Below are 11,653 nucleotides of genomic sequence, written 5' to 3'. Positions count from 1 at the left end.
AATCTGTGCTAACGTGCTGACCACCACCGCTGCGCATTTAAGCTAACCGGTTATTCGCAGGCAGAGATGCGGCTGGGGAAAATCGCAGCGGTGTGATCGATCGTCGCAGGCTGCCGCAAAGAACCAACAGCTAGGCGCGTCGTCATGATCCGGGGAGCCGCTACACCAGCGCTGGCGTGCGCCCGGCCAACCGCCGATGCCAACAGCGCCAATCCCGTGATCGGGGCACAACCGACGATCGTATTGCTCGTTGGTGACGCGACGTTCGGTGACCAACGAATAACCAACCGCGCCGGGCCAGGATGCCGTCTAACGCAGCAGGCCATATTTTTAAGGGGTGTTTGACACGGCGCTGACGAGCCCATGTCGGCGGGCCACAACAGAAGGCGAGGGCGACGCCGGATCGCGTAGCCAGCTCGGCAGCTATTTTGATAGTGAGGCCGCGTATGCAAAATCGTTTGGTTTTGCTTTCCCGCGGGGAGGAGGAATTTGTGAAATGAGCCCTGCCAGCAATCACCATCCGCCAGGTGCGAAGTCCGCAGCGGGGAGTTGCTGCCGCACTCCCGCGCCGCGGGTAACCCGGTTGTGCCGGCGTCACCGGTTGTCACGCAGCGCGCTGACGGTCGGTGCGCTCGCGGTGACGGCGATGCTGGCCGTGTCGTGCGCGGGGGCCAAGCACCAGGGTCACGGGGGCCCGGCGAGCACGTCCGCCGCGCCGTCGGCCGGGGCGTCCGCCACCGGGCAACCCGGGGGCACCGACCACGGCCACGGCGGCACCGGCTCGGGGCTGTCGGCCACGCACGACGGCTACCGGCTGCAGATGCTGCGTTCACCGTCGAAGCCGGGCCAGCAGGGTGAGCTGTCGTTTCGCATCACCAACCCCTCCGGCGAGCCCCAGACCCGCTTCCAGCTTGAGCAAGAGCGGCTGATGCACGTGTACATCGTCCGCAAGGATCTCGCCGATTTCTATCACACGCACCCCAGCATGGCACCCGACGGCACCTGGTCGGTGCCGCTGACTATCGGCCAACCCGGTCCTTATCGTGCCGTTACCGAGTTCGTCGCGTTAGGCGAGCAGAACCGGCCGCATCATCTCGTCCTCGGAACCGACTTCGAGGTTGCCGGCCCGTATTCTCCCGAGCCGTTACCGGCACCTGCCCAGCAAACCAGCGTCGACGGCTACACCGTGGCGGTCAAGTTGGAGTCGGCAGCCGATATGCCCGACATGCCGGAGATGCTGGCGATACGGATAACCCAGGGCGGCGCCGCGGTCACGGATCTCGAGCCGTATCTGGGCGCCCTTGCGCACATCACGGCGTTTCATCAAGGGGATTTGGCGGTGGCGCACGTGCACCCGCAAATGCGGGCGCCGGGCGAGTTGATGTGCCATGTCAGCTTCCCGGAACCAGGCCTGTACCGGCTGTTCATCCAGTTCCAGACGAAGGGCCAGCTGCACACCGCGCCGATCACCGTGCAAGCGTGATAGAGCCATCAGCGGCAGGCAACCACAGCCCATGCACACGGCACGCGCGTGACCGCGGTCATTTGCGATGACGGTGTCACTGCGAGGCGTTGGCGAAATTGCTGATAATTTCCCTAGCTGGATGCCGCGGTGTGTAGCCGCCCGAGCGCCAGATGCCGGCGCTGGTCGGTGGGGGCCAGCCGGCGCAGGGCGTGCTCGTGCAACTCGGAGTCATAGGGGCAGACCTCGCCGAGGGCCAGGGCCGGCTCCGGGGAGTCGCTGGCCAGCACCGCGTTGCGAATCGCCACCTCCAGCTGATCACGCCAGGCGATGATGCCCGGCGCCTCCGATTGCGGCAGCAACGGGCCCGCATAGCGCCGCACCGCCGCGGCGACATCCCCACGCGACAGCGCGTCGAGCACCTCGACGGCGTCGCATTTCACCGGGGCCAGCAGCGCGTAGGTGCGTGCGGCCAGCCGCCCGCCCAGCAGCCGGCGCACATGACACACCTCGCTTTTCAGGGTGGTGGCGGCCACCCACCGATCGCCGTAGATTTCGGCGGCCAGCTCACCCGGCGAAAAACCCGCCGGGCGCAGCGCCAGCAACGCCAGGATCTCCAGCTGGCGCAACGTGGCGCGCACCGGGCGCCCATCGACCAGCAGCTTTGCTACGCCCAGACATTGCAGCTCCACGGGCGCGCCTTTCTCCTCGGCGCCCTCCTCCCAGGTGTCACGCAGCCGCGTCTCGATCACCGAGGCCAACATGCGCACCGTGGTGAGCCCCAGTGCGTTGGCCCGATCCCAGACACTCGACAAATCGATCACGCCCAGCTGGCGACCGCGCGGGTCGTGGATCGGCGCGGAATAGCACACAAAGTCGTGGAGACGCTCCACCACATGCTCGGCCGAGTACACCGTCGAGGGCCTATCGGTCCGCAGCGCCAGACCGAGCGCGTTGGTGCCGACAGCATCCTCCGCAAAGCAGCCACCGGGGACAAAGTTGACCCTTTCCGCGCGCCGCCGCATGAGCCGACACCCGCTGGTCCACAGAATGGTCCCACCCTCATCGGTAACCGCGGCAACATAACCCGCGTCGTCGGCGATGCGCTGCAGTTCATCGGCCAACTCTGTCACCGGCTGGCACAGCGGAGACTCTCGCCAACGCAACATAATATCCGAGTCGTCCTGCACGGGGGCGCACTCGCTAGAGGGATCAATACGGCCCCGTAAAAGTGACCACGAGTCGAGGATGTCGGCTCGCAACACCTCGACCAATCCAGGATCGGATAGTTCCCGCTCGCCCCGAACCACCCGCTCCCAAATGCGTTCCAGCTCCTTTCGCCGGAGCCGCGCCTCCGTCACCGTCGCTCCGCCTCCCGTCCCGGATGCCGGCATACCCACGCACCACGCTGCCAGCGGCCATTAGACTGTGAATTATGCCACAACACGGCCACATGACGCACTAATGCGCCCGGCGCCCGGCCACGGGGCCGGCGCACCCGGCTCTCAAGTTCACCCGGGCCGCTGCGGCCAACCTTCGTCCAACCTTGCTTTGTAATCGTTCCCTCAGACGCAGTGAGTTGTGACGCTGCGCACATACCCTACGCAGGATATGTACAGACCTGGAAGCACAGGCGCTGAAGGGTCGACACAAGAAAACAAGGAAAGGGAGTAGATAATGACAGCTGGTCAAACCCTCCACCGCGACACGGCGAAGGGAGGTAGAGGCGGTACTGCGCCGGAGATGCCGGTGCGGCGTGGTGGGTCGGTGCCGTCGATCCTGTTCGCCATCGCGTCGGTGAGCGCGCTCGCGCTGTTCTGGCGCTGGTATCAGCAGGCCTATGCGTTCAAGAACGGCCTGAACTCGCACGACCCGGGGTTCGCCAAGTACTGGCTGGGCATGGCCGCGGCCAACATGATCCTGCTGCCGATCGCCGCCGGCGTGTGGTACGTGTGGCTGTGGGCGTCCGCCCAAAAGCTGCCGAAGGACGTCAGCCGCAAGGAAGAGAGCCGGCGGCTATGGAACCTGTGGCTGCTGGTCGCGGCGTTCACCACGTCGGTGTACTGGGGCGGTAGCTACTTCGCGGAGGAGGACGCCTCCTGGCACCAGATCGTCATCCGCGACACCGCGTTCACCCCGAGCCACTCGGTGCTGTTCTACGGCGTGTTCCCGCTGATGATCTACATGGCCGGTGGCCTGTACCTATACGGGCGCACCCGGCTGCCGCACATCTACGGCGGCAAGCGGTTCCCGGTGTCGTTCGCGCTGATGATCTCGGGGACGGTGCTGCTGTTCTTCCAGGTGACCATGAACGAGTTCGGGCACTCGTTCTTCCAGCCTGAGGAACTCTTCGCTGCGCCGCTGCACTGGCCGTTCGTGCTGTTCGGCTACCTGCTGGCGGGGACGTTCGCGATCTGGTTTGAGACCCTGCCGCGAATCATGCAGCTGGCCCGCCAGGAGAAGGAGCTGTCGCAGGCCGCCGGTGCGCCGGTGGCAACCGCGGTCGCCGCAGCGCAGAGCGGAGACACCGCGGCGGCTTCGACCCGCTAAGGCTGTGGTCTTCGTGCTGCCCGTGAGCACATAGCCCTCACGGGCAGCACGAGACCTGGCCATCTACCCGAAAATCAACACGAACCAGGGCGTTTCCTGCGTGTTTTTCGATTGGCAGGAATGCATCCCGTCCGTCCAATTGGAAGTGGAGTTCTAGGACATGACAACCACGGCAGAGCCGACCAAGCCTGCGCCGCCGGATCAAGCCATCACGATCGACTCGTTTCCGCTGTTGAGTCGGCGGTGGGATTGGTGCCTTCTCGCGGGTGCCGCGCTGCTCATCGCGGGGGCGTATCACCTCAACCAAATGCTGTTCGTCGGTGACTGGGGATTTTGGGCGGACTGGAAGGACCGCCAGTATTGGCCCCTGCTGGTGCCCGCGCTCGGAATCATCGTCCCAGCGGCCGTGCAATACATCGCGTGGAGCCAGCTACGCCTCCCAGTCGGCGCGACGCTGTGCGCCGCCTGCTTGTTCCTCGCGATGTGGGTTTCGCGGTGGGGCAGCTTCCACCTCTGGTCGCACGAGCCGATGAACTACACCTGGGCGGAGAACTTCCTGCTGGCCGCCATATTGCTGGATGTTGTGCATGCCCTGACCCGAAGTTACCTCATGACGTCGGTGTTCGGCGGGCTGCTGTGGGGGTTTTTCTTCTGGTTCTTCAATTTCCCCGCGCTCTCGCCGTTCTTGGCGCCCGTCAATCTTCACGGGACGCTGATGACGGTGGCCGACACCCTCGGATTCCACTTCACGCGAACCCAGACCCCCGAATACCTGCGCATCGTTGAGCAAGGCCACCTGCGGGCGCTGGTGAGCAACATCACCATCGTGGTGTCGTTCTTTGCCGGCATGATGAGCGCCGCGATTTACTGGGTCGGCTTCTTGATCGGCAAGTACCTCGCCGTCTGGCCGGTCGGCAGGTTCTTCAACCTGATCAACGACTGAGTGAGGCGGGCGATCATGACTTCTCGTTTACGATCCTGCGGCGATCGGCGGGTCAGCAGGAGCACCGGGCCGATCCGCTTGCGCGCCGGCTGGTTTCTAGTGTCGCTGCTGGCAACCATCGGGATGATGGTGCTGTTCGCGCCGGCGGGCGTGGCGTCCGCGCATGGTGAGGAAAGCCAGCAGTCCTTCGAGCGGACGTCGACGATCATGTTCTACGACGTCAACTTCTCCACCAACGAGCTGGACGTCAACCAGGAGTTGACCATCACCGGGAACCTGCGGGTGATGAACGCCTGGCCCGACCACACCATATCGCCACCCAATCTCGCCTACCTCACCATCAACACGCCGGGGGCGGTGTTCACCGTCGAGGATCGCGAGCTCAACGGCGTGTTCACCCCGCAATCGGTGCGCATCCAACGGGGTGCGACCTACCCGTTCAAGCTGGTGCTCAAGGCCAGGATTCCAGGTCGTTGGCACGTGCATCCCGCGATGGCGGCGAAGGGCACCGGCACCCTGGTGGGCCAGGGCCAGTGGGTCACGATCAGAAACGCGGGCGGCCCCTTCACCGAGACCGAGACGCTCGCGACGGGCAAGACGATCAACCTGTTGACCTACGGCATGTCACGTGTCGTGATGTGGCAGCTGATCTGCCTGGCGGTCGCGCTGGCGTACGTGGTGTTTTGGCTATGGCGCCCGCTGCTGCAGCGCGCGGTGGTGCTGCGCTACGGCGACCCGTCGACCGTGCTTCCCAAGCGCGATATCAAGGTCACCGCGATTTTGGGTGTGGTGGCGCTGGCAGTCGGGATGGGCGGCTACTTCTACGCCAAGATGCACGACGGGCCGGAGGTGCCCGTGCAGGTCATCCGGGTGCAGCCGCCGCCGCTGGAACCGAGCGCGCTGCAGAAGGGTCTGGAGACGTCGGTCAAAAGCGCGGTGTTCGACGACAAGACGAAGACGCTGACGCTGACGGTGACCGTAAAGAACAACACGAAGGCCCCGACATCGTTCGACCACGCGCAGTTCGCCGACTATTCGCTGTACAACACGGACGCGGTCGCCAACCCACCGGAGGGGCCCTACGTCGGGCGCGCGCGGGTCACCCCGAGCGGCCCGATCCAACCGGGGGAGACACGCACGCTGGCGGTGACCATCAACTCGAAGGATCTGTCATCGCGCAACCTGCTGCCCCTCAACGAGGCCGAGGTGCGGGTCACCGGGGCGATGGTCTTCCGCAGCGGTGGGGAGCAGGCGGTAGCCGAGATCAACGAGTTGTCCACCGGGATCCTGCCGCAGTACGGGGGGGAGTGAGCGAGCCATGCTGAATGGTGCAAACCTCGCTACTGCCGTGACCTACCTAGCTCATGGCGGCGAGATGACCGGGGACGAGCTGGCCGGTGTCGGGTTCGGCATTGCATTCGCAATGCTGTTCCCGGCGGCGGCGCTGTTCGTGGTGGCTCGGCGGGTGCGTAAATCATCGCGGGCATCCGCACCACAAGCCGGCGGCGGCGACGCAACCGGCGCGCCGGATGCCGCCGAGCGCGAGGAAACCTACCGGCTCGGGCAAGCCGCCGGGCCGGCTGCCGCGTCGCAGGTGGGGCTGTCCGGACACGGCTCGAAGGAGATCCTATGACTATCGCGTACACCGCGACCGACATTGGCGTCGTGGCGGGCGGACCGTCGACGCTTGACGTGCTGCTGAGCCTCAGCGCGATGCTCTTGGCGCTGGTGTTTCCGGTGGCCTTCATCGCCTTCGTGTGCCGCCGGGCCGCGCGGACATACGGTCTTCACGACCATTCCGCCGGCCCGGGTTTGGGTGAGGTCAGCCTGCACGACGAGTTGTGGCGCTTCATCGAAGAGTTCGAGCGCGGTGAGGTCACGCTGGCGTCAGTGGGCTTAGACGCGGGCGGACGAGACACCGGGACGTCGCCACAGGCACCGGAGGCGTCAACCACGCCCGAGTGAGGGCGCGCGAGCTTCCGGGGATGCCATTTCCTCGGGGCGCGGAGGTATCTCGGCAGCGACTGACGGTGTCAGACAGGGTCGGTGTTGACCACGGCGGGTGGTCGGTCCCGGCCCTGTCGCCGTCGACCGAGCGCGACAGCTCGCCAAACGACAGCTCGCGAAACGACGAGATGGAGGACACGACGAGAAAGGTGTGTGCGTGCAGTGCCCCTTGACGGTTACCGATTTCCTCGACCGTGCGCTCACCGTGTATCCCCGCCGGGTCGCGGTGGTCGACGAGCCCGCCCAGCCCGCCGACTCGTGGGGTGAGCTCACCTACGACGAGCTGGGGCGGCGGGCCCGAAGCCAGGCGGCGGCACTGGACCGCCTCGGTGTCGAGCGCGGCGCGCGGGTGGCGGTGGTGTCGCAGAACTCGGCTCGACTGCTGGCCTCGTTTTTCGGCGTGTGCGGCTGGGGCCGGGTGCTGGTGCCGATCAACTTCCGGCTGGTGGCCGACGAGATCAAATACATCATGCACCACGCCGAAGCCGATGTGCTGATGGTCGATCCCTCGCTAAAAAACCTGGTGGCTGAGGTCGGAGCCCCGCACACGTTTGTGTTCGGTGAAGACGACGACGTGCTGTGGAGCGGCCCCGACGACCCGAAACCCTGGGACGCCGAGGAGCGGGCGACGGCCACGATCAACTACACGTCGGGCACGACCGCGCGGCCCAAGGGCACCCAGATCACCCATCGCAACCTGTGGATCAATGCCGTGGTGTTCGGCTGGCAGTCCGGTGTCAGTGACCGCGACGTCTACCTGCACACCCTGCCGATGTTCCACGCCAACGGGTGGGGACAGCCGTTCGCGGCGACGGGCATGGGGGTGCCGCACGTGATCCTGCGGAAGGTCGACGGTGCGGAAATCCTGCGCCGGATCGACCGGCACGGGGTGACGTACCTGTGTGCGGCCCCGGCGGTCATCGCAGCCATCCTCGATGCCGCCGGCAGCTGGCCGGGCGAGGTGCCCGGGCGCGGGCGGGTGCGGGCCATCGTCGCCGGCGCGCCACCCCCCACGCGGCTTATCCAACGGGTACGCGAGGAACTGGGTTGGGAGTTCATCCAGATTTACGGCCTGACCGAGACCTCTCCGCTGCTGACCATGACGCGGATGCGCGGTGAATGGGACCACCTGGATCCGCTCGAGCAGGCCCGCCTGCTGAGTCGGGCCGGGGCGCCCGTCTTGGGCGTTGACCTTCGGTGCGCCGACGACGGGGAGATCCTGGCGCGATCCAACCACGTGTTCGACGGCTATTGGAACGCCCCGGAGGCGACGGCGGAAGCCTTACAAGGGGGGTGGTTTCACACCGGAGACGCCGGTGAGATCTCCGAGGGGTACCTGACGATCGCGGACCGTAAAAAGGACATTGTCATCACCGGCGGCGAAAACGTCTCGTCGATCGAGGTCGAGGACGTGTTAATGCTTCATGAGGCGGTGCGTGAGGCCGCGGTGATCGGAATTCCGGACGAGAAATGGGGTGAGCTCGTCACCGCGCTCGTCGTCACCAACCGAGCGGTGACCGCCGAGGAGCTGGTGAGCCATTGCCGGCGACACCTGGCCGGCTACAAATGCCCGAAGCGCATCGAATTCCGTGATGAGCTGACCCGCACCGCAACCGGCAAGCTGCAGAAATTCAAATTGCGCCAGCCTTACTGGCAGGGACGCGACCGGGCCGTCAACTAGCCGCGGTCACGGGCACATCCTCGGCCCGATCACCTTAGCCGGCCAGGATCGCGGCGCAACAGTAGTTGTCGACGGCGTCGGCGGACGGGGGAACGGGCAATCCATGGTCGGCTAACAACGTGCTGAACTCCGCGCGGTCCACCACCTGCCAGCCGCGGCCGGCCAGGTAGTCCGCCACATCGTTGCGCTCGCCGGGACAGCTTAAGCCATCAAGCTTGACATCCAGACCGCACTCGTACCATTTCTGGGTGGCGGCGCGCCCAGCCTCGCGGCCCTCGGGCGTGGACCAGAAGACATTGGCGACTAGTCGGCTGCCGGCGGCGCTGATCGCGGTGATGTGGTCCAGCAGCCGGTCCTGAGCGTTCGGCGGCAGGTAGGCCAGCAGGCCCTCGACCGTCCAGGCAGTGGGCTGCCGGGTGTCAAAACCGGCCCGCCGCAGCGCCGACGGCCAATCGTGGCGCAAATCGACCGGCACCGCCCGCAGCGTGGACGTCGGCTGAGCGCCCAGCGCGGCCAGCGTGGTCGTCTTGAATTCCAGGACCCGCGGCTGGTCGATCTCAAACACCGTCGTGCCCGCCGGCCAGGGCAGCCGGTAGGCCCGCGCGTCAAGCCCGCTGGCCAAGATCACCACCTGGCGGATACCCGCCGCCACCGCCTCAACCAGAAACGCGTCGATATAGCGGGTGCGCACCGCCATCGCGTCGGTCAGCCGCTGCATCCCCCAGGCGGCGCCGGGCTCGTCGACGTCGGCGGGGTCCAGTTCGCCGGCGGCCCAGCGGGTGAAGAAGTCGATGCCGACCGCCCGCACCAACGGCTCGGCGAACGGGTCATCGATCAGCGGGTTGCTGGCGTTGGTGGCGCGCGCCCTTCCGGCGGCCACCATGGCTGCCGTCGCTCCCACGCTGCTGGCGACATCCCAGGTGTCATCGTCGCTACGTGGCATCCATCCGCTCCCCGCGCCTTCGGCCATTACGAGCGCGACCAGTGTAACAGGGCCTGTCACGTGCCGCGCATGCTGGCTAGCCCGCTCGCGTCGCGCCAAAACCGTTGTGCCACGGGCCAGTTAGCGCAACCGCCGCCGCGAAGACAGTCCGCCCACCCAGCTGAGCGCAGCTCCTGTCTACGTCTCCAGATGGTAGGATCAAGAAAAATTGGGCCGGGCCCAACCCCGACAACGGGAGGTGTGTGTGATCTCGGATCGCCTACGTGCGTCCGGCCGGGTGCCCTGGCCGTTCGCCGCCGTTACCGTCGCCGCGGCGCTGGTCGTCCTCGGCGCGTGTGGGCCGGCGTCGCAACCGGGAACACACTCGCCGACCGGCTCGGCGCCGCAGCTTGCCGCCGGTAAGACGGTGCCCGCCCAATTGCAGTTCACCACCACGACCGTGGAGGGCAAGGAGTTTTCCGGCGCGAGCCTGCTAGGTAAGCCGGCCGTGCTGTGGTTCTGGGCGCCATGGTGCTCGACCTGTCAAAGCGAGGCGCCGATGATGGGCCGCCTGGCGCAAACACACCCGACGGTGACGTTCGTGGGGGTGGCCTCGGAAAGCCAGCTTCCCGCGATGCAGGAGTTCGTCAAGAAGTATCCGGTGAAATCGTTTGTCCAGCTGGCCGATACGACCGGGGCCGTGTGGGCGAAATTCGGTGTGACAGAACAGCCGGCGTTCGCGTTCCTCAACCGTGACGGCCACATCGACGTCGTCAAGGGGCCGATGTCCGATACCGAGCTGACCAAACGACTGGCCGTGCTCACCGGCACGTGATCGACACCACCGCGCTCGGCTTCGCGTTGAGCGCCGGGCTGGTTGCGGCGCTCAACCCCTGCGGCTTCGCCTTTTTACCCGGCTACCTGACGCTGGTGATCGCGGGTGGGGGAGGGCAACGGTCCCGGCCTGCGGCGTTGACCCGCGCCGCCGCGGCCACGATCGCCATGTCGGCGGGATTCGTCACCGTGTTCGGCTTATTCGGGCTGGTGATCTCGCCGGTGATCGCCTCGGCGCAGAAGTATCTGCCGGTCGCCACCGTCATCATCGGTGTGCTGCTCGTTGCCCTGGCGTTATGGCTGCTCGCCGGGCACGACGTCACCGTCATGATGCCCAAGCTGTCCCGCGGCACGCCCACCGCACGGCTGGCCTCGATGTACGGCTACGGTGTCGGGTATGCGGTGGCGTCGCTGTCGTGCACGCTTGCGCCGTTTCTCGCCGCGATCAGCACGGCGTTCAAGCAGGGATCCGTGCTCACCGGCATGCTGGCGTTCGTGTCCTATGCGGCCGGGATGGCGATCACCGTCGGTGTGGCGGCGCTCGCCGTCGCCCTTGCCGGTGCCTCGGCGGCGGGCGCGCTGCGGCGCGTGCTTCCTCACGCCGGGCGGATTGTCGGCGTCGTGGTGCTCCTGACCGGCCTCTATGTGACGTACTACGGCTACTATGAGATTCGGCTCTTCTACACCGAAGCCGGACCCGGCGACCCGGTTATCCATGCCGCTGCCGCTGTTCAAGGCTGGCTCATCCGCCGGGTAGGCGCGCTGGGGGTATGGCCGCTGCTCGGCGCGCTCGTCGTCCTCGTGGCGCTCGCCACCGGCTGGCGTGTTTTAGCGGCGCACCGCAAACGACTTGGTGACAACAGCCGCGTGTGAGCTTACCTCTGCGGTGCAACGGCACCGGGCGCAGCCGGGTGCTGAGCTGACCGCCTCGAACTCGCCGAATAGCCGAACACGCACCGCCATTTCCCCGAGTGTTGTCGGCCCCAACCCCCTGCATGGTCACCAACCCGCGGGCGGTGCGGATCGGGATGCCTCAGAAGCGCACCGATCCACGCGGCCACCTGGTAGTTTCGGGGCATTCGCATCCTCGGGAAAGGAGGATCGAGAATCCCTGGATATTCATTCGAGGACCAGCATCTCCATTGCGGCGCCGGCGGCGCCCGGACAAGCATGTGGAGGCGGGCGCAGCGGATTGCTCACGGCGGCAAAGGCCATAGGAGGTAAACGGTGGGCTGGACCTGCGCTCACGGCGCC

The 11,653-nt window shown here is 66.3% G+C and carries 11 protein-coding genes; 9 read left to right on the top strand and 2 right to left on the bottom strand.

The features are described 5' to 3' along the window. Positions 1-496 precede the first annotated feature (496 nt). Positions 497-1,483 carry a hypothetical protein gene (locus tag MSM1_RS06350; protein ID WP_236054774.1) on the top strand — a complete coding sequence of 329 codons (987 nt, stop codon included), beginning with the start codon at positions 497-499 and terminating at the stop codon, positions 1,481-1,483. Positions 1,484-1,596: 113 nt separating this feature from the next. Here MSM1_RS06350 and MSM1_RS06345 read toward each other — a convergent pair whose 3' ends face one another. Continuing rightward, on the bottom strand, positions 1,597-2,823 hold the full coding sequence (locus MSM1_RS06345; RefSeq protein ID WP_213440689.1) for a transcriptional regulator: 1,227 nt from the start codon (positions 2,821-2,823) through the stop codon (positions 1,597-1,599). A 382-nt stretch (positions 2,824-3,205) separates the two neighbouring features. On the opposite strand from MSM1_RS06345, the gene MSM1_RS06340 reads away from it, so the two are divergent. The 6 genes from MSM1_RS06340 to MSM1_RS06315 all read left to right on the top strand — a co-directional run bounded on the left by MSM1_RS06340 (position 3,206) and on the right by MSM1_RS06315 (position 8,643). Beyond that, complete coding sequence (locus MSM1_RS06340; protein WP_236054772.1) at positions 3,206-4,012, top strand: methane monooxygenase/ammonia monooxygenase subunit C; 807 nt, start codon at positions 3,206-3,208, stop codon at positions 4,010-4,012. Positions 4,013-4,172: 160 nt separating this feature from the next. Then, the gene (locus tag MSM1_RS06335; protein ID WP_213440687.1) at positions 4,173-4,955 is read left to right on the top strand and encodes a methane monooxygenase/ammonia monooxygenase subunit A; all 783 of its coding nucleotides are present in this window, start codon (positions 4,173-4,175) and stop codon (positions 4,953-4,955) included. 15 nt (positions 4,956-4,970) lie between these two features. After that, positions 4,971-6,266, top strand: a complete 1,296-nt coding sequence (locus tag MSM1_RS06330; RefSeq protein ID WP_213440686.1) for a methane monooxygenase/ammonia monooxygenase subunit B — start codon at positions 4,971-4,973, stop codon at positions 6,264-6,266. Between the two features lie 37 nt (positions 6,267-6,303). After that, positions 6,304-6,588, top strand: a complete 285-nt coding sequence (locus MSM1_RS06325; RefSeq protein ID WP_213440685.1) for a hypothetical protein — start codon at positions 6,304-6,306, stop codon at positions 6,586-6,588. Continuing rightward, positions 6,585-6,920 (top strand): hypothetical protein, encoded by a 336-nt coding sequence (locus MSM1_RS06320; RefSeq protein WP_213440684.1) that lies wholly within the window; start codon positions 6,585-6,587, stop codon positions 6,918-6,920. The genes MSM1_RS06325 and MSM1_RS06320 overlap by 4 nt, the downstream gene beginning before the upstream one ends. 199 nt (positions 6,921-7,119) lie before the next feature. Then, the gene (locus MSM1_RS06315; RefSeq protein WP_213440683.1) at positions 7,120-8,643 is read left to right on the top strand and encodes an AMP-binding protein; all 1,524 of its coding nucleotides are present in this window, start codon (positions 7,120-7,122) and stop codon (positions 8,641-8,643) included. Positions 8,644-8,677: 34 nt separating this feature from the next. Here MSM1_RS06315 and MSM1_RS06310 read toward each other — a convergent pair whose 3' ends face one another. Then, a complete protein-coding gene (locus tag MSM1_RS06310; RefSeq protein ID WP_213440682.1) occupies positions 8,678-9,586 on the bottom strand; it encodes a class I SAM-dependent methyltransferase in 909 nt (302 codons plus the stop codon). A 247-nt stretch (positions 9,587-9,833) separates the two neighbouring features. Here MSM1_RS06310 and MSM1_RS06305 point away from each other — a divergent pair, with 247 nt between their 5' ends. Both MSM1_RS06305 and MSM1_RS06300 read left to right on the top strand, forming a co-directional pair. Continuing rightward, on the top strand, positions 9,834-10,400 hold the full coding sequence (locus tag MSM1_RS06305; protein WP_374101694.1) for a redoxin family protein: 567 nt from the start codon (positions 9,834-9,836) through the stop codon (positions 10,398-10,400). Further along, the gene (locus MSM1_RS06300; RefSeq protein WP_213440681.1) at positions 10,397-11,272 is read left to right on the top strand and encodes a cytochrome c biogenesis protein CcdA; all 876 of its coding nucleotides are present in this window, start codon (positions 10,397-10,399) and stop codon (positions 11,270-11,272) included. The genes MSM1_RS06305 and MSM1_RS06300 overlap by 4 nt, the downstream gene beginning before the upstream one ends. The last annotated feature ends 381 nt before the right edge of the window (positions 11,273-11,653 follow it).

It is taken from the genome of Mycobacterium sp. SM1 (assembly GCF_018361265.1).
Lineage (GTDB): Bacteria > Actinomycetota > Actinomycetes > Mycobacteriales > Mycobacteriaceae > Mycobacterium.
This window is presented reverse-complemented; position numbering and strand designations above follow the sequence as displayed.